This window comes from Vibrio sp. ED004 (assembly GCF_023206395.1).
In the GTDB taxonomy this organism is placed as follows: Bacteria; Pseudomonadota; Gammaproteobacteria; order Enterobacterales; family Vibrionaceae; genus Vibrio.
In genome coordinates, this window is record NZ_CP066149.1 from 3,373,840 (window position 1) to 3,391,587 (window position 17,748).

At 44.5% G+C, this 17,748-nt stretch carries 16 protein-coding genes; 7 read left to right on the plus strand and 9 right to left on the minus strand.

Annotated features, from left to right (window positions below):
• Positions 1–47: 47 nt before the first annotated feature.
• Genes ITG10_RS15190 through ITG10_RS15200 form a run of 3 tightly spaced genes read left to right on the plus strand, consistent with a single transcriptional unit; the run spans position 48 to position 3,685 of the window.
• A complete protein-coding gene (locus tag ITG10_RS15190; protein WP_017629745.1) occupies positions 48–485 on the plus strand; it encodes a DUF4402 domain-containing protein in 438 nt (145 codons plus the stop codon).
• Positions 482–1,192 carry a molecular chaperone gene (locus ITG10_RS15195; RefSeq protein WP_017629746.1) on the plus strand — a complete coding sequence of 237 codons (711 nt, stop codon included), beginning with the start codon at positions 482–484 and terminating at the stop codon, positions 1,190–1,192. Before ITG10_RS15190 ends, ITG10_RS15195 begins: the two co-directional genes overlap by 4 nt.
• Before the next feature lie 42 nt (positions 1,193–1,234).
• Complete coding sequence (locus ITG10_RS15200; protein ID WP_017629747.1) at positions 1,235–3,685, plus strand: carboxypeptidase-like regulatory domain-containing protein; 2,451 nt, start codon at positions 1,235–1,237, stop codon at positions 3,683–3,685.
• A 29-nt stretch (positions 3,686–3,714) separates the two neighbouring features.
• Here the strand turns inward: ITG10_RS15200 and ITG10_RS15205 are convergent, their stop codons facing one another.
• A complete protein-coding gene (locus ITG10_RS15205) occupies positions 3,715–4,563 on the minus strand; it encodes a sterol desaturase family protein (protein ID WP_017629748.1) in 849 nt (282 codons plus the stop codon).
• 102 nt (positions 4,564–4,665) lie between these two features.
• Positions 4,666–5,679 (minus strand): DUF2804 domain-containing protein, encoded by a 1,014-nt coding sequence (locus ITG10_RS15210; protein ID WP_017629749.1) that lies wholly within the window; start codon positions 5,677–5,679, stop codon positions 4,666–4,668.
• A gap of 170 nt (positions 5,680–5,849) precedes the next feature.
• On the opposite strand from ITG10_RS15210, the gene ITG10_RS15215 reads away from it, so the two are divergent.
• Positions 5,850–6,884 (plus strand): AraC family transcriptional regulator, encoded by a 1,035-nt coding sequence (locus tag ITG10_RS15215; RefSeq protein ID WP_017629750.1) that lies wholly within the window; start codon positions 5,850–5,852, stop codon positions 6,882–6,884.
• Between the two features lie 20 nt (positions 6,885–6,904).
• On the opposite strand, the gene ITG10_RS15220 is transcribed toward ITG10_RS15215, so the two are convergent.
• Both ITG10_RS15220 and ITG10_RS15225 read right to left on the minus strand, forming a co-directional pair.
• Complete coding sequence (locus tag ITG10_RS15220) at positions 6,905–7,852, minus strand: hypothetical protein (RefSeq protein WP_026084128.1); 948 nt, start codon at positions 7,850–7,852, stop codon at positions 6,905–6,907.
• Positions 7,853–7,891: 39 nt separating this feature from the next.
• Positions 7,892–9,226 (minus strand): sphingomyelin phosphodiesterase, encoded by a 1,335-nt coding sequence (locus ITG10_RS15225; RefSeq protein WP_017629752.1) that lies wholly within the window; start codon positions 9,224–9,226, stop codon positions 7,892–7,894.
• A 401-nt stretch (positions 9,227–9,627) separates the two neighbouring features.
• On the opposite strand from ITG10_RS15225, the gene ITG10_RS15230 reads away from it, so the two are divergent.
• Positions 9,628–10,149 carry a DUF2058 domain-containing protein gene (locus ITG10_RS15230; RefSeq protein ID WP_017629753.1) on the plus strand — a complete coding sequence of 174 codons (522 nt, stop codon included), beginning with the start codon at positions 9,628–9,630 and terminating at the stop codon, positions 10,147–10,149.
• A 162-nt stretch (positions 10,150–10,311) separates the two neighbouring features.
• Here the strand turns inward: ITG10_RS15230 and ITG10_RS15235 are convergent, their stop codons facing one another.
• From ITG10_RS15235 to ITG10_RS15250, 4 genes are all read right to left on the minus strand, one after another.
• Positions 10,312–10,494 (minus strand): hypothetical protein, encoded by a 183-nt coding sequence (locus tag ITG10_RS15235; RefSeq protein ID WP_017629754.1) that lies wholly within the window; start codon positions 10,492–10,494, stop codon positions 10,312–10,314.
• Between the two features lie 165 nt (positions 10,495–10,659).
• Positions 10,660–12,132: an aerolysin family beta-barrel pore-forming toxin gene (locus ITG10_RS15240; RefSeq protein ID WP_017629755.1), complete on the minus strand. Its 1,473-nt coding sequence runs from the start codon at positions 12,130–12,132 to the stop codon at positions 10,660–10,662.
• Between the two features lie 482 nt (positions 12,133–12,614).
• Entirely contained in the window at positions 12,615–13,376 is a 762-nt protein-coding gene (locus tag ITG10_RS15245; RefSeq protein WP_026084129.1) for a YdcF family protein, read from the minus strand.
• A gap of 287 nt (positions 13,377–13,663) precedes the next feature.
• Entirely contained in the window at positions 13,664–14,548 is an 885-nt protein-coding gene (locus ITG10_RS15250; RefSeq protein WP_017629757.1) for a LysR family transcriptional regulator, read from the minus strand.
• A gap of 142 nt (positions 14,549–14,690) precedes the next feature.
• Here ITG10_RS15250 and ITG10_RS15255 point away from each other — a divergent pair, with 142 nt between their 5' ends.
• Together ITG10_RS15255 and ITG10_RS15260 are read left to right on the plus strand one after the other, a co-directional pair.
• The gene (locus ITG10_RS15255) at positions 14,691–15,701 is read left to right on the plus strand and encodes an aldo/keto reductase (RefSeq protein WP_017629758.1); all 1,011 of its coding nucleotides are present in this window, start codon (positions 14,691–14,693) and stop codon (positions 15,699–15,701) included.
• 9 nt (positions 15,702–15,710) lie between these two features.
• Positions 15,711–16,103, plus strand: coding sequence for a heme-binding protein (locus tag ITG10_RS15260; RefSeq protein WP_017629759.1), 393 nt, complete (start codon positions 15,711–15,713; stop codon positions 16,101–16,103).
• A 97-nt stretch (positions 16,104–16,200) separates the two neighbouring features.
• Here ITG10_RS15260 and ITG10_RS15265 read toward each other — a convergent pair whose 3' ends face one another.
• Entirely contained in the window at positions 16,201–17,574 is a 1,374-nt protein-coding gene (locus tag ITG10_RS15265; RefSeq protein WP_248386477.1) for an L-cystine transporter, read from the minus strand.
• Positions 17,575–17,748 lie beyond the last annotated feature (174 nt).

Consider the following 17,748-nt stretch of genomic DNA (forward strand, 5'->3'; position numbering starts at 1 on the left):
TGAAACCAGTATGATATTATGGCTGTTATAGAGCAGCCATTTTTACGATGAAGTTTCTATTCAAATACGCGATTTATATCGGTCTGACTTTTTATTCAAGTCCGTTTCATGCTCTGGAAATTATTCCTGAAAATATGGAGGTTAAATTTCCGGGTATGTATATCTCTGGCTCGGGTCAAAATGCTGATGCTAATCCGGCTAATAGTCAGGTTTACGTAGTTCGCTTTTATGTAGAAGGTGAACCGGGTAAAAAGATCGTGGTTTCGCTCCCCTCTAAGCAGTACCTCAACCATTCTCGTAAATCCAAACGTCTTCGTATTAAAAAGTTCTATTTTGGTTGCGGCTTATCAAAGCGAGGCAGAGCAAAAATCAAAGGCAATGGAAGAAGCAAATTGCTGTGCATTGGTGCGAGAGTGAAAATCGGCGCTAATCATCCCGCTGGCGTTTATACCAGTACAATTCCTTTTGAGGTTAATTATAAATGAAGTTGTTTATCTCATGTGTTCTCGGCTTACTTTTCACGGCACAAGCCTCTGCTCAACTCCTAATCGCTCCAACTCGTTTTGTCTTAGATGCTGATACCTCTGTGACGGAAAAAATCGTGGTGGAGAACAATTCGGATGAACCGATTCGATTGGAGATCAAACCAATCTATCGATCAGTAAAGGCCAGTGGCTTAGTTCGTACCGACGCAGACATCGCTGAGTCTGAAAATATCGCTGATTGGATTAAAGTGTCACCGCCGATCATTCGTGAATTGAAACCCAACCAAAGACGCACCGTTCGCTTGCGCATGAACGCATTGCCAGACGACATGCCAGATGGCGAATATCGAGCTTACCTATGGTTTTCGCCGATCGCGAAGGCTGCTGAAGCTTCCCCGCCAGATTTATCCAGAAAGGTTCGTTCTAACAACGGTTCGGCGTTTCAACTCAATTTTCATATCAACAGCTATGTACCGGTTTACGTACAAAAAGGTGAGCAGGTACAAGATGTGAAGTTTCAATGTGATGATCAGAGCCTCAAGATCACGAATGACGGTAATTTCCAATTCAGCGCTAAATTGAATGTCGACGAACACAGCGAAAAGGTGGTGTTACTTCGCAATGCAGAATTAACCAAACCGCTACCAAAGGGCTCGAAGGTTTCATTGGTGCAGAACGACCAGCCTTTGTACGAATGTGTTCTGTAGCTTGAACTGTGTTGTGCACTCGACTGAGTGACGACAAGATCCATGTTCCAACATTTGGTTTGTCGAGTTGCCTTGCTCTGTTCTCTGTTTCCATTTGTCGCTCATTCGCAGTCAGAAGGGGAAAGCGAGGACACTGAACTTTATCCTGCTCATATCGAAGTTCGAGTCGGGCAAGTTGGCGATAGCTTTTATCGTGTCATGATGGATGATTACGAAGAGCCGTTTATCTCGATATCAAATGCCGCGTTTTCGCTGTTAGAGATGAATGGGCAATGCGATGACAACGGCTATTGTGAAATCTACTTACCGCAAGATGTTGGGCGCGAGTCTCCTCCTTATGTCGTTGATACTGAGCAAGCGCTTTGTTATCGCGATGACAGCAATATCCAGTCAATCAAATTTGAAGTGATTGACTCGGAAACCTATATCCATTGGTATAGCCTACAAGCCTGTATTCCCGCCAAAGTCCGATGGGATATTGATGACTATCGGCTAACCGTCTCTCCTGAGTTCAGCTCGTTAACCGAGTTGGAAGCGGTGATCTCTAAGATCAAAAATGAATCCCGTAAAAAAGCAGAAGACTTGAAGCGAGCCAGTAACACTCCGGCCATAGAGCCACTTGCGACCGTGGGTTTGGCAACAAGAGTAGCAGCTTCTGTTTACCACGACAGTGAAACGGGCGGTGATGTTTATGCCATTTCCGACACCATCTTAAGCACCGAACATTCCTTGTCTCGCTTGTCTATTGATTCGCGAGAAGATCAGCCTATCGTCTATTACAACATTGCGGTTGAGGCACATGATGGAGAAGGTTCACTTGAAATTGGACACGTGCTGCTAGATGGCAGCGTATTTACCGTCAATCAAACACTCGAAGATGGACTGTATTATACCAACCGAAAGCGTCAGCCAGAGTTTGGCAACTTACAACTGGAGCGTACTACTCAGCCCAATATCAGCATCGATGTGTTGGTTAATGGCATCTATCAAACGACCTATCGTTCTGACGAGTTTGGACGCTTTGTTGTTGAAGAAGACAACATCTCACCCGGTGACACCATTAAGTTTCGCTACTACCTATCGAAAGGTGTCTGGCAGGAAGAAGAGATTACCGTCGCTGGTTTAGAAGATGCTTTTTTGCCACGCAACGAGTGGGGCGTTCAGGTGGTCGGGAATGAAGGTGCAGACAGAGCGGGTGCTGTGTCTTTGGAGTATGGACTTGCTGATTACTTTACCGTGGGCAGCGCTTTCAGGCGGCAACATGGCAAAGACTTAGTTGGCTTTCAGGGGCGATACTTACCGACACATTGGTTTGCAGGTCATATCGGTTGGTTACCCGAGTTTAATCGGTTTCCAATGGAGTTTGATGTCTTACTCGGCGGCGACCAATCTGCGTCAATCGAGCTCAATAAAACCGATGAACTGGATTCAGAGTCGATGGAATATGACGTATTCAAATACAATTTGTCGCTTGCAAATCTCACGGCCTTTTTAACCATAAGAGACGATGAAGATGAACTCAGTGTCGAGCCAAAACTGAACGCCAAAGTATCGAGCAATCTGTTCCTCTCTTATGCGGGCGATTATCAATACGCAAAGGACACCCATGAAGATACCTACTTACACACAGTCGAGCTTGCCAAAAGTGGTTTTTCTGATACCTCGTGGAACATCTCTGGAACGGTTAATGGTTCAGGGCATCATGAACGCACAGAGCTCTCTTTAAGAAACGCCTGTAAAGAGTGTGTGCTTGATCCTCTTAATGTATTCCAAGAGCTCACCACCAACGTATCTGCTCGCTACCAGAAACAAGATGTGTCGTTTACTGCCTCTTTAGAGGCACGTGTGAATCCTTATCTGCTGTTTAAGTTAGAAGGGACAGAAGACCAATACGGTGTGGAAATGACGACGGAATTTGGGGCTAAAACCTACTTCGATGAGGACATCGGTGAGTTTGTTGAGTGGAACCGATACAACCATTCTAAGTTGACTGGGGTTGTCTATGATCACCACAAGCAACCGATATCCGGAGTGAGCCTGCAGATACTCGACCAACGCGCGGTAAGTGATGCAAAAGGGCGTTTTGAATTTTCGAGTGTTCCCGCTCGAAGCAATCTACCTATCTATATTGATGAAGGGGCACTAGACCTGAATCTCACACCGATTCAAAATCCTGTGTTTGTGAATACCAAACAGGTTGGATTAACTCATGCGAACATCGAAATGGTGGTGTCATTTGGGGTCGATGGCGCAGTGGAGGGGGCTATCGAGAGCAATGCGTATCTGCACTTTAAACATATTCAGAAAGGGACTGAGTATTCGAGCGAAATCGAGAGTGACGGTTTTTACATGGTAGAAGGGCTGATAGCCGGAAAGTACATTATCACCTTAGAGGTGGGTGACAAAAGATACGTTCAGGGTGCCGACTTGGACGGGGACTTTTGGGTAAGCGATCTCACCTTTAATTTTATCGACTTCCATAAAGTGTATTAGGTTTGAGCGGTCTATTTTATGCAGGCTATCTAGTCAGAAGGTGGTGAGAGCATTAACTTTACTTTCTGCTTCATGGTTAGGTTTTGGCTTTGCAGATCTTTGAATATGGCTTTCCACTCTTGAAAGGTCACCGTTATCGGGTTGAAACTCTCTACAGGCTTGGTGACGCCGTAACGCACTGTTTCGACTTCAGGTTCAAAAGTCCCAAATAACTTGTCCCAGATAATAAGAACGCCAGCGTAGTTTTTGTCTATGTATTGCGGGTTTCTGCCATGATGAACACGATGGTGGGATGGGGTATTAAAAAGATATTCCAGAGGCCCAAGGCTTCGTACCCACTGAGTATGCACAAAGAATTGTAAACCCAGATTCAGAAGTACAACGAAGATCACCCATTTAGGGTCGAAACCTATGATGACGAGTGGCACCCAAAATAACCACATCCCTGCAAGCGGGTACATTAGGCTTTGGCGAAATGCGGTACTGAAGTTCATACGTTCAGAACTGTGGTGGGCTACGTGCGCTGCCCACATCCAGCGAACTCGGTGGCTTGCTCTGTGGAACCAGTAGTAGAAAAAGTCCTGTAGAACCATTAATACAATGAAACTCAGCACACCCATTTCAATATCCATTAAGCGCCAGCCAAACAGCCACAGATAGAGCTGGACGATCAGTAGCCCGGTCAATAAATCGGAGAGTTGGTGCATGCCTGCTAGCGTGAAGTTACACATGACTTCCGATAGCTTGTAACTTGAATTGTCTGGCAATCGACCTTGCTTCTGACCAATGAAATACTCGGCCAACATACAGATCATGAACAACGGAGCCAATACCAACAGCAGCCATTCAGGGTGATTGATTAATGCGTCGATGTTCATTTCTTGTTCCTATCTCCACTATTTGTGTTTTAGATCCAGCTGTATTTGAGAACCAGTTATATTTGCGAACTAGCTATTTTTGAGAACTGGCTCTGGAATGTATTACCAACGAGCAAAGTGGTCTTCCGTCAAACCAAGTACATGATCCAGTTTGTGGGTTATGCCGCTGTTGTCTTGAATCGAACCTGAAAAATGACCGACAAACTGACGGAAGTTACTCTTCAGCAACCATAGGTTTAGCTTTTCACTGCGCTTGTTGAGAGGGGTGAAAGTCAGATTAATACGACCATCTTGCGAGGTTATCTTCCAAGGTAGATTCGTGTCTTGACGACTAAACGTAAACTGCACCGCATTGAGCAAGTGTCTGGTGCCATTTATCCACAATACGTTTTCACATCCTCCGGTTTCATTGACACCCGCTGCGAGGTTGAGGCCAATGTCGGTATTATTGGATTTTGTGTTGATGCTTGCCCAGCGCCAACTGGTTTCACGCCTCATGTATCCCGCTGAGAAATCATACCCAGCACGAGCTTGGTCTAAGGAAATAGGTTGTTGGTTAATCTCAATGCTGCCGGTTACTTTTAACGCGTTATGCTTTTGGGTGTAGGTCCAACCCGAGTAACCGGTTGGGCTGCACATCGCCATAGGTAAGCTGTCGCTTTTTGGCTCTAGGCAAACCTTGGCTTTGATAAGTTTCGTGTTGATTGACACTTTCCATTGTTCATCCTCAATATCAAACACAATGCTTTGCCTTGCGATGTGTGTGATGCCTTCTAACGGGGAATTCGTTACCTGTTTATCAAGCCCCAGTGGTCGTAACCATGAGCACTCTTCTAACTCGTTATTCTGGATGTCGTAGATGTAGCAAAACGCAGAACTCAAATAGCGAATGTCAGCAATGGCCACACCGATTATGTGAGTCTCGGTAACAATGCTGACAAACTGAAACTGCTTGTAATGGAAGTGCTTTTGCCACGGGTTTGCTTTGGCGTCCATGGCGTTTCGATAGTCGAATTTTTCAATGTTGAGATGTTTTGGAATGCCATCGAAATGCCCAATCGTCGGCTGACCATTAGAATCAATCAAGCTGTGTGGAGCAGGGGTTGTTTTTATCATTGCGATGGTTCACATAAATTTAACAATTAACAGCATTGTGCGACGAGTAACGTAGAATTGGGAGGTCATAACCGGACAAGAGCAGGTTATCAATCACGATTTTGTTAGCTTGGGTTGTTGAAGCTGAGTAGTCATGAGCGTGGGAACAGGCTCAGTATAAGGGGATTTAATTGGAAGTTATCGCGGAATACATGCCAACCGAGCATCGCCACCAATTAGGCACATTGGATGTCGCATTGTTGCTGAATACACTGGCGCAAAGAGGTGTGGATATTGAAGCACTGCTTGCTGGTGCCGGGTTAGAAAGCCTAGATTGGCAAAATCCAAATGGGAAGCTGACTTATGCGGATAAACTGTCCATCTTCAGTGCGGCTAACCAGAGCTTTCCACACGATGGTTTGGGTTTATGGTTGGGGGAACACGCCAGCTTGAGCCACTTTGGTGTTTTGGGTTACGCACTGTCGACCAGTCAGAATGTGGGCGAGGCGATTAAATCAGGCTTTAAATACCTGCGTTTAAACGGGCCTATATTCTCGGTTAAGCTGATTGTTGATGCTGAACATGCGGTTATTCAAATTGAAAATACCTTGGAAGTTGGAGAGCTGCTTCCGTTTTGTAACGAGTATTTCTTAAGCTCAATCCTCTCTTTGTTCCAAGAGTTAACTGGCGATGCGTTGGCAATTAAAGCGTTGTCTTTCCCTTATGCTGAACCAAGTTATGCCAGGCTCTATGACGAACGCTTTCAGTGTCCGGTGACGTTCGGACATACAACCTGTGAGCTGCGCTTCGACGCCTCGGTTTTATCACAAGCATTAGCCACCCATGATGCTGCAACGCTTAAACGTTACCTCACTTCTTGTCAGTCGATAGTGGAGACGCTGGACTCTGAACATCTATTAACGAATCAGATCAAAACGATCTTTTATCAAACCGCAGGTAGCTTCCCGACTATCGAGCAACTCGCCGTAGAGTTTGGTTGCAGTTCTCGCACACTTCGGCGAGAACTGGTCTCTCATAATTCCAGTTATCAAGCCTTACTTACTGAAGTCCGAATTGAGTTAGCGAAAGAGCTATTACTCGGCACAAGCATGAGTATTGATGACATCGGTGAAAGGCTTAGCTATAGTGATCCTGCAAACTTCAGAAGGGCGTTTAAAGGTTGGTTGAGTAAAACGCCCGCGCAGTTTCGTGACGGTCTAACTTAGCTTGACTGTCTGAACCTATCTTATTCAAAGAACTGCTCACGAAATTCAGCTATTTGTTGTTGATAGTAGTCGTTCCATTGTTGTGCATCCCAATTGGCATGATTTGCTGAACGTTGAGAGTCTAAGGTCGATTTCAATTGATCCAGTTGTTCGTGATACGTCATCACAGTCTGCTGCTGTTGCGCCACTTGTTGTTCGCGCGCGGCGATATTATCGGCCTGTGCTGCATCCAAATATGTATCTTGAAGTTCAGCCTTGATGGTCGCTAATTCAGTAGAGCTATAGCTGTTAGGCAGCAAAGAGACAGCAAGCTCGTATTGTTGAGCTGGAGTTTCTGCGTTTAACGTTCCCGATTTACTTTCCCATTCCGAGAGCAAATCTTGGAAATGTAAGACAAACTCGGTGGGTTCGATTTCCTCAAGCGTGTTTGCGCTAAGCGTAAAATCCAAATGCGCAAATTGATCGGCAAATAGCTGGTGGGCTAACTCTCCCCATACCTCTCGTGCAGACTGCTTAAACAGCTCAACCCGTGCTTCCAAAGAGTCTATAGATTCGAGTGGCATTGTGCTTTCCCTTACTTGCCAATCAGCAGAAAGCTTTGGGTAATCGCTTAATAGTTCAAACCACTCCATCGGTAACTCAGACTTCAACTGCGCGAGTTGTTCAGTGCAATTTCCTGTTTGGCGGCAAAGCCTCCAAAACTCATCGAGCTGATTTTGTAGCGCCTTTCCTTCGAGTTCAGTTAAGTTTTCTGCATACGCTTTTCCGTGCAGGTTTTCAGCTTGGGCTTGTCTATTTTCCGAAATGTAGTTGTCTGAAAGGCCAGTTGTGTTTGATGTGGGACTATAGTCATCAGTCGCTATAGAAACATGTTGTTCCACTTCTGTGTGTTGGACAGGAGATGGCGGTGTTTCAATCGATCTTGATGACCATGAATAGCCAACAATGCTCGTCATGGCGACGAGCATTAGGATTAATATAACTCGATGCATGATCCGTTCACCGCGTTACTTGATGACAGCACTAACAGGGAAGTGGTCTGAAAGGTTGTAGTGCTTCCATAATTCACTGCTGGTAGAGCGAGGAATATCAACACGGTTATTGTTGTGAGCTTTTTGCGCGTATTCCGAGCTCACCACCACGTAATCTAAGTATTCGACGTTTTCCCCGCCAGACATAGGTTCACCAGCAAAGTTATTGATACGAGGATCAAAGGTGGAAGCAGTGTAACCTGAATACTCAGGCTCTGTGGCTTGCAGGTTGGCGAACATCTGTTGGTAGTCACCTGGGAACTTAAGCTTGTTCACGTTGAAATCGCCGCTGTAAATCACCGTTTCAGAGGATGGTATGTTCAGTGATTGAGCGAGCTGACGCATCTGTCTAAATTGACGCTGACGATAATCACGCGCCGTGTCCGTATCGAATGAGGCAGTGTGTGTACCAAACACATGGTAAGCCTGACCATTTTTGATGACCTCAGCGTAATTCACGCCTTTATCAGCAAAACAATCTGTGCCCGTACAATCAGGGAACACGTATTGCGCTTCGTTGACGATAGGGTAACGGCTCACAATGATCACGCCGCCGTCATAGATGTTGATGCCATCCTTATCGAGCATTTTAGTTTGGTAAGGATATTCCTTTGCTAGTTCTCGCAGGAATTCATCTCGTCCATTGGCAAACACTTCTTGAAGCGCTAATACGTCGTAGCCCTTAACGTATTGAGGGATGAGGTCGTAACGATCACCAATGTGTGAAGCGATAGCGGGGAGAGCCCAGATATTGTAGGTCATGACTTTCAGCGTGTTGGCGTCTGGCTCTGGCTGTTCGTCCACTTTCTGTGGGGTGATGGTGTAATAAATATCATCGTAGCGAGCGGTTGAATCGGCTTTAAGCGCGAGTTCAGTATTCACATCAAAAGCGTTAGTCGAGCTACGATGAATATTGCGATCGTCATGCAGTGTTAAATTCACGTCTGCCGCACTCAAACCGTGTTGCAGTGTTGAGTTGTACCAGTGCCCCTTCATGGTTTGATTGAGCGTGACGCTTTCGCCAATAGAGTTTGATACCACGATGTCAAATTCGTACGTCTTACCAGACTTTACGCCTGTCCAACGATTGAAACTGATCAGCTTCTTGGTTTCCCACGGGCCAATCTGCTCAACATGTTGTTGCCACTCGTCGCCAAGCTGAAGTAGATCAGTGCCGCTATGGTTGGCTTGAATCGTCATCACTTGGTTGGTGTTATTGGTCAGGTACACATCGGTATCTGCAATCGCCGAGGTTGAAATGAATGAAGCTGATGCAAGTAATGCACTCAGGCAAGTCCATTGAGTTTTCATTTTCACGTTATCCTTACTGATTGATTTAAAGAATAACGTAGTAAAGAGTTATGACATTGGAGTTATAACTCTATCAGAATTATCCAAATATTAGATATATGCCAAGGTTTTATAAATTTGATTAATCATTGAAAACTAACATATTGCTTTGTCGGAATGATAAGTGATACGCGCGCACGAAAACAAAGGAGGAACACTTTCAAGCTTTAGGTCGGTTGTTAGTGGTGTGTTTTTTCTGAAATCATAGGTCGGGAAATGGTCTCAGGTGGATACCGCGATTCACTGCAAGGGATAACGCTGACGCGCTAGCTCTATCAACATAAATTTTGCCATTGTTCAGTAAACAGATTCCTCAAAAACAGGTATGATGGTGCCGTTTTTAATCCTGAACTGGGAAAGTCATGGCAAAGTTAACACTCCAAGAGCAGATGCTTAAAGCTGGCTTGGTAAATGAGAAAAAATTAAAGAAGGCGAAGAAAGGCTCGAAAAAGTCTCGCGTTCAAGCTCGTGAAGCAAAAGCGGCAGCAGAAGAAACCAAACTGGCGCAGCAAGCGAAAGATAAAGAGTTAAACCAACAGCTGAAAGACCAACAGTTGAGCAAAGAAATCAAAGCTCAAGTGAAGCAGCTGATTGAGATGAACAAAATCGAATCGAAAGATGGCGACATCAAATACAATTTCACCGATGGTACTTTGGTGAAATACCTATACGTAGAAGAGCTGACTCAAAAGCAACTAAGTAAAGGTATCTTAAGTATTGCACGTCAAGGCGAGAGCTATGTTGTTATCCCAACATCTGTAGCGAACAAGATTGCGATGCGCGATGAAGAGTCAATCGTTGATACTCAAGCAGCAACATCTGATGAAGTAGACGAAGATGACCCGTACAAAGATTTCGTGATCCCAGATGACCTAATGTGGTAATGGTTAACTAATTACTTCTGGATCCGCTGTACTTTATGGCGTAGAAAGATCATAAAAGGCCCTGATGGTACTACCATCAGGGCCTTTTAATTTTAGCCGACATGTCAGTGTGCTTACGCTCTTTAATTGAGATGTGTTTTAAATTTTCTCTCGTATTAAGCGTTAATCAGCAATAATCTCGGCAATATCGAACGCTGAATCTTGTGGGTAGTCTTTGAGCTGATGATATTCAATATGAGATTGCTCATACCCGTCAAAATAGCAGTCACCGATTTCGTTACGTGGACAAATGTGTACATCATCTCGTGAGATGAGCTCTGTTGAGCAACATGGACAGTATTTCATAGCTCCTCCTGTTAGGGATCTCTGTCTTTAGCCGGCTTCATTAACTCAAACTTTTGTGTCGTTGTGATTTCACTTTTAAGTCAGTGTTAACCAATTCAAGAACGTGATGATTAGACGCATGTTGGCCATTATTGAGTCAGACAAGGAACCTAAAGCTTGACCCAACTAGTGTTGAACAGGATTAATCATCAGCTGAGCATCTTGGTACCCAAGTTGTGCTAAAGCTTCTGCGTCGAAGTCGGTAACGACCTCAATCTCACCTGCGAGGTAGGTTGTGTGATTACCAAGCGTTGCTATAGCATCAAATGAATCCACAGGGTGCTGTTTTCCAATATCGATCATGCCTGAATATTGAGACTCCGCACTGAACTGACCCGTCACGTGTGTGTAGAAGGGACGGACACTTGCTCCCGCGGCATATTGCATGCTGTTTAAGCCATTCGCGTTAATCGCCCAACTCCAATCCCACCATTTCATTTCACCAGGAATATAACGGTGATCCCATTGATAGCGAATGTTCGCTTGTTCTTCGCTGTTAGCACCCATGGTGAAGGTGTGTGAGATTGTTGGGCGGTTTGTTGGGTGTGAACTTAGTGCATTGCCGCTATAGCGTAAGAAGCCGGTGAAATTGACGTCGTAGCTCACGTTCGCTTTGATGCGGTACGGGTAAGAGATACTTGAGCGATAAAACTCGACTCTAAACGGCAAAACAGAATTAGCAGGCACAGTGATGATCGCTTGTCGCTCTGTAGATTCAGAGTGAGAACCATTGTTGGTGTCAGAGAAACGTTGGTCTTGTTCAAGCACGACTGTTACATCTGTTTTCCCAACCTGAGGCCAAGTAAAGTTCTCGTTGATCACTACTGATTCTGAGAGGTCAAAGCTGTTGGTTTTACGCCATTGGGTGGATTGGTCGAAATGAAGGTCAACGATGATCTGCTTTGGTTCATCGCCGTCATTAATCGCGTAAGCCGACACTGTATTAATCAGCGCTTGTTCTGGTTCGTTAACCTCACCGTGCGAGAATGCCGTGCTATCAAGTGTGTAAGAGAAGTTATCCACCCTGATTGTTGTTTTTTCGTCACAGCGTTCGCCAGAGCATGAACCATCGCTGTTGCCCTTTATCTCCCAGCCATCGTTAAGTTGTTTGATTCCCATATCTTGGCCGACGTAGCGTCCGTTGTCGCCGCCAACCCAAGCGTAACCAAGGTTATGTGCTAAGTAACTTAATGGGCGAATAAAGCTCGCATTATCGCTGACTAAGGCTTGTTGAACCTCAACGTTGTTGTGCTCTTCAATGGCCTGTTCCTGATAGTAAGGCAAACCTGCGTCTGGGTGGTTGGGATAGCACCATGTATCGTCGCTGTCTTGGTCTCGTTTAATGAGGCTGTGATAGCCTGAGCCCATGATTACCCAATCATCTTGAAGGCCTGCTATATCCCACACGTTCATGCGAGAGATAAGCGCTGTTTTGTGTTCTTGTGCTTCTGTATGAGTAAGTGGGCGATAGTCGGAGCGACACACATCTTCCCCAAGTTTGTCTAAGACAATTTGGTCTGAATGTGTTTTTGAATGAGCCGTCAAAGGTATTAACGATAGGGCAGTGCTAAATAGAATGGTTTTACTGACGTTGAGCATGAATAAATTCCTAGGTGCCATTATTTGGCTATTGTTTTTAGATGCGATTTATATGTGTTTTTATGAGTATTTTTACAGCCGAGGGTCTCTAGCGGGGTGTACTCTGTCATATAAAACAAAGCCAAAAGTACTGAAATGAATTGAAAATAAATACTTACAGATATCAGAGGGTTGTACTGATCAACTTGTCGTTTGATAAAGACTTATCTAGGTTGATTTCAATTACTTTCAACCATCCCATTAATGGGTGGTTAATTGTTGAACGTTTGTGTTTCTGTAACTTTGTTATTTAGGAAATGGGTTTGGAAAACTAAGTCAGCAAGATTGATTAGAAAGAATTATTGTTTACGGGATGGAGAGTGGAGGCGTAAGCCTAAATAAGAAAGGATGTTGTGATAGGTAGGATCAAAAAATGCAGCAAACAACCTTTCGATTGTTGCTGCATTTATATGTATCGATCGAGTTAAGTTAATTGAACGCGATTAAGCATCCCCAGGCTTTTCGCGTTTGCTGTTCCAACCCATAAAGTTGTAGATGTTGTATCGAGCAAACCCGATTTGTTCATGCAGAGCAAAGTCTGTTACCGCAAAGTTATACCACAGCGGCAGCCATGAAATTTGAGCTGCCATGTAATCGGCTCTTACCGGAATCACGTTCAGTCCAAAGTGGTTGAAGTAAAGTTCACTACGGCGAATGTGCAGGCCAGATGAAACCAGCACAATGTTGTCGAATTGGTGATGTTTCATCAGGTCGCTGGTCAGCTGCGCATTTTTCCAAGTGTTCACGCTGTTCGGTTCTTGGATAAGATCGCCGATTGGAACACCAAGCCTAAGCAGTTGTTGCTCGTAAATTTCAGCCTCTGTGACACCGTTATTCTGAGCATCACCACCACTGATGATCACTTTGCATGCAGTTTGCGTTTTTGCACAGTCTTTATATTGGCTTGCCGTTTCACTGATTCGGCCATAAGAGAAAAAGGCTGGCTCGAAATCTTGTGTGCTTTTAATTCGCTGCGTTCCTGCACCCAGAAGAACAATCGCATTATTATCCGACCATTGGATATCTGGTTTACTTTCGTAATTCGCTTGTAGGTCGTCTAATAAATAGCGAGGGATAAAACCTGAACCAATCAACACAAATGACAATATAAGAACAAGAAACAAAAAAGTGGAAGTTGCTCGCCATTGAAGTAAGCGTGTTATGAAAACGAAGAGTAGAAGAAGTAAAAGTATAATAAAGCTCATGGTGATCCCGTTACCGAACTGGTGTCAATTTGATGCAGCATATTGAGGTGTTGCATCATATATCAATCATGATGATGCTTCATAGTTAACTCATTGTATTATTGAACAAATGCACGATTTATTACGATTCAATAAGATAATGAACCGGAGCACGACTAAAAGCGCTTTATTATTGTTCAATAACCCCTCTTAAAATATAGGTATATAAACCGAGGGAATTGTTTAAACCCTATTTCGTGTTATTTAAATCAGTTGCTTTCGCTTGCCATAAATCACTAACCCATCATTTATCGACTCAAATTTCCAAAGTAATTCTGAACAAACTTAATAAACACTTGATGCTTTTTAGCAGGGTAAATGACTTGCGGATAGAACAGGTAAATACTGTTCCCTTGTTGTAAGCACTCGTCAGATAATACTCGCTCTAACTCACCATGCTCTACTTCTTTGTCAACGTAATAACTCGCGATACGAATAATGCCGCTTCCTACCATGGCTTGCTGCTTGAGTAAGTGATTGTCATTGCTTGAGAGCCAGCCTGACACATCGATATTCGCCGATTTTAAAGGCCACTCGGTTTGATGCAGTGTCGCTAAGCATTGATGATTGCTTAAATCGCTCACGCTAGTGGGGCGACCAAACTTGTCAAGATAACTGGGCGTTGCAACCAAATCGTGTTGATAAGTAATCAATCGTTTCGCGATCATGTTATCTGGCGGGGTATTGGTGGCACGAAAGGCGATATCGATATCATCTTGGTTGAGATTAAAGTTGGTGTAACTGCTGTTAATCTCAAAGCGAACCTCAGGGTATTGCTGTCTAAACTGCTGGCAGATATCGAACAGGAACACCTCTGTAAACATCTTGGGTGCTGTAAGGCGTAACGTGCCTTTTACGATGTCGTGTTGCTCGGAAACGCTGCGCTCAAGTTGTAAGACTTGCGAACGAATGGTTAAGCCTTGTTGTAGTGCGCGTTCGCCTTCTTGGGTTAATCGAACGCTGCGCGTGGTTCTTACAAGCAGTGGGCACTGTAAGTCGCTTTCTAGTCGTTTGATTTGCTCTGAGAGATAGCTCTTGGATATACCAAGCTTTTCCGCTGCCTTGGTAAAGTTAAGTTGTTGAGCAAGTTCTACAAATAGGATCAATCGTTCTATTCTTTTGTGCTCGTTCATTCGCGTATTCCTTCAAAGCTGCCCATTTATATTGTTCGCTATACCAAACAATCATTTCGTAACTAGCATATTCTGTTTTTTAAAAAGAACAATATGATAGAGGCATATTTATTGGCATCAAACCTTCTAAGCGAGATCAGGTATGACGAACAGCATTGATTCAACAAACAAAAACGATAATCAAAAGAACATTCCACTATCAAACCATCTAGAGGGTGTTGGGCAAATCGCCTATGGATGCATGGGGCTTGGAGGTGGCTGGAACGACAATCCGGTAACGGCGTCTGATGTAGCGCAAACACGTAGCGTAATCGACACCGCACTGGAGTCGGGCATCAACCTGTTTGATCATGCTGACATTTATACTTTCAGTAAAGCAGAGCAAGCTTTTGGTCAAGCGTTACAACAAGCCCCTGAACTGCGTGATCAGATGTTCATTCAATCCAAGTGCGGTATTCGCTTTGAAGGTGAAGGCAACGTTGGTCGTTATGACTTCTCGGCAGATTGGGTCAGCCAATCAGTAGAAGGGATTCTGAATCGTCTGAATACCGAAAAACTCGACGTGTTGCTTTTGCATCGTCCTGATCCGTTGATGGAGTTGGATGAACTGGCAAGAACGCTTGAGAATCTGAAAGCTCAGGGAAAGGTGGATTTCTTCGGTGTGTCTAACATGAACAGTCACCAAATCCAGTATCTACAGTCGGCACTTGGTCAGCCCATTGTCGCAAATCAAATTGAAATGAGCTTGGCAAAGCTTGATTGGCTTAATGATGGCGTGATGATTAACTCACAAGGGCACCATCAATCTGATTTTGCTGCAGGCACGCTTGAGCATTGCCAAATGAAGGGCATTCAATTGCAAGCTTGGGGCTGTTTGGCACAAGGTCGTTTTGCTGAGCAAGGCTTGTATTCAGAACACGAAAACGTGAAAAAGACCGCGCATTATGTCGCGCAGTTAGCGAGTCAATATGGCGTAGAAAGTGAAGCGATTGTGTTGGCGTTTTTACTTCGTCACCCTGCTGGTATTCAGCCTGTCATCGGCACCACTAATCTAGACCGAATCAAGGCGTCTGCAGTTGCGACTCAGATTAATCTCACTCGTGAAGAGTGGTACAACTTATACGTGTACTCACGTGGTCAGGCGTTGCCATAGGGGATGAATATGTTGAATCAAAAAATCGTACAGCAACTCGTGTACAGCGCACTCGACATCGCAGGGCACAACAACCAAGCCATCGCTGTGAGTGTATGTGATACACATGGTGAACTGCTGGCGTTCTCCCGAATGGACAACGTCAGCGTACAAGCGGGTTTGTTGGCTCAGAATAAGGCTTATACCTCTGCTAGAGACAGACAACCGAGTGGTAACTTAGGTGCTTGGGCAAGAGAAACAGGGAAAGACCTCAGTTACTGGACGGATTCAAAGATCACTGGCTTCAAAGGTGGTGTTCCAATTGAACATCAAGGGCAGGTGATTGGCGCTATTGGTATCAGCGGATTGAGTGAAGACGACGATGAAGCATTAGCTGAGAAAGTAATTCGATTAGTGCTTTAAGTTCTACTGTTTAGAAAGTGAGTCTGACATAAGACAGACAATAAAAAACCGATGCACATGCATCGGTTTTTTGTTTGTCGAGCTGTTTGATTCAGAACTAAGCGTTCGCTTGTTCCAGATCTTGTTGCTTGTCTTTCTTATCTAATAGTCGGCTTGTAATCGTACCGGCTGTCATTGCACCAGATACGTTAAGCGCCGTACGAGCCATATCGATAAGTGGCTCGATAGAGATAAGCAGTGCTGCAATCGTTACAGGAAGGCCCATAGCTGGAAGTACGATAAGTGCTGCGAACGTCGCACCTCCACCCACACCTGCGATACCGAAAGAGCTCACCGTGATAATTGCAATCAGAGACAGAATGAAGTTGATGTCCATTGGGTCGATACCAACCGTAGGTGCAACCATAACTGCTAGCATTGCAGGGTAGATACCCGCACAACCGTTTTGACCAATTGTTGCGCCGAAAGATGCAGATAGGTTAGCAATTGCTGGTGGCACGTTAAGCTTCGTGATTTGAGCTTCAACGTTCAGTGGAATCGTTGCTGCAGAACTACGCGAAGTGAAAGCGAACGTTAGAACAGGCCAGATTTTTTGGAAGTACTCTTTCGGCTTTACACCAACAAAAGATACCAACACACCGTGAACAACGAACATCAGTAGAATTGCAACGTAAGACGCGACGATGAAACCGAGTAGGCTCAAGATGTCAGAAGCGCTTGATGTTGCTACTACCTTCGCCATTAACGCTGCGATGCCGTATGGCGTTAGTGCCATGATCATCTTAACTAAGCGCATAACGATAGATTGAGCCGCTTCAACAAACGTACGAATTGGTGATTCTAGCTCTTCTTTCTCTGCCATTACTTTACGTGCAGCAATACCCGTTAGCACACCAAAGATAACAACCGCGATGATAGACGTAGAGCGAGCGCCCGTTAGGTCTGCAAATGGGTTGGTTGGAATGAAGCTAACCAGCATTTGTGGAATCGTTAGGTCAGAAACCGTACCAATGCGGCTTTCTAGTGTTGCGATACGTGCTGTTTCACGCGCACCTTCTGTCAAACCTTCAGCAGATAGGCCAAATGCCTGAGTTACTACAATACCAACAATCGCAGAAATCGCTGTGGTGGCTAACAACACAGAGATCGTGATGCCAGAGATTTTGCCCAGTGAACCGCCTTTCTCAAGCTTAACTACCGCAGCTATCATTGAAACCAATACTAATGGCATGATCACCATTTTCAGTAGGCCAACGTAACCACGACCAACAATGTTTACCCAGTCTAGTGTTTCTTTAATAACCGGGTTACCTTCACCAAATAGCAACTGAAGGCCTAGACCAAAAGCACTACCGAAAACTAAACCTAATAGAACTAAGCGCGATAACGTGTTTTCTTTTTTCTGCTGTCCGTAGAGAAAGAAGAGGATACCAGTGAATACCGCCAAGGCAGCGATAGCTGAAAATGACATTTGTTTTCCTTATGAATTTCTTTAAATCGATAGGGCGCTTAGATATATGGGCGCAAATACTGTTAGCTACAGTAGCGACCTGTAACAAAACGTAAAATAAGGAAAAGTAATTAAATAGAACAATAGGTAATATCCACTGAATGGTATGAGTGGATATCCAACATTGTGGTGAAT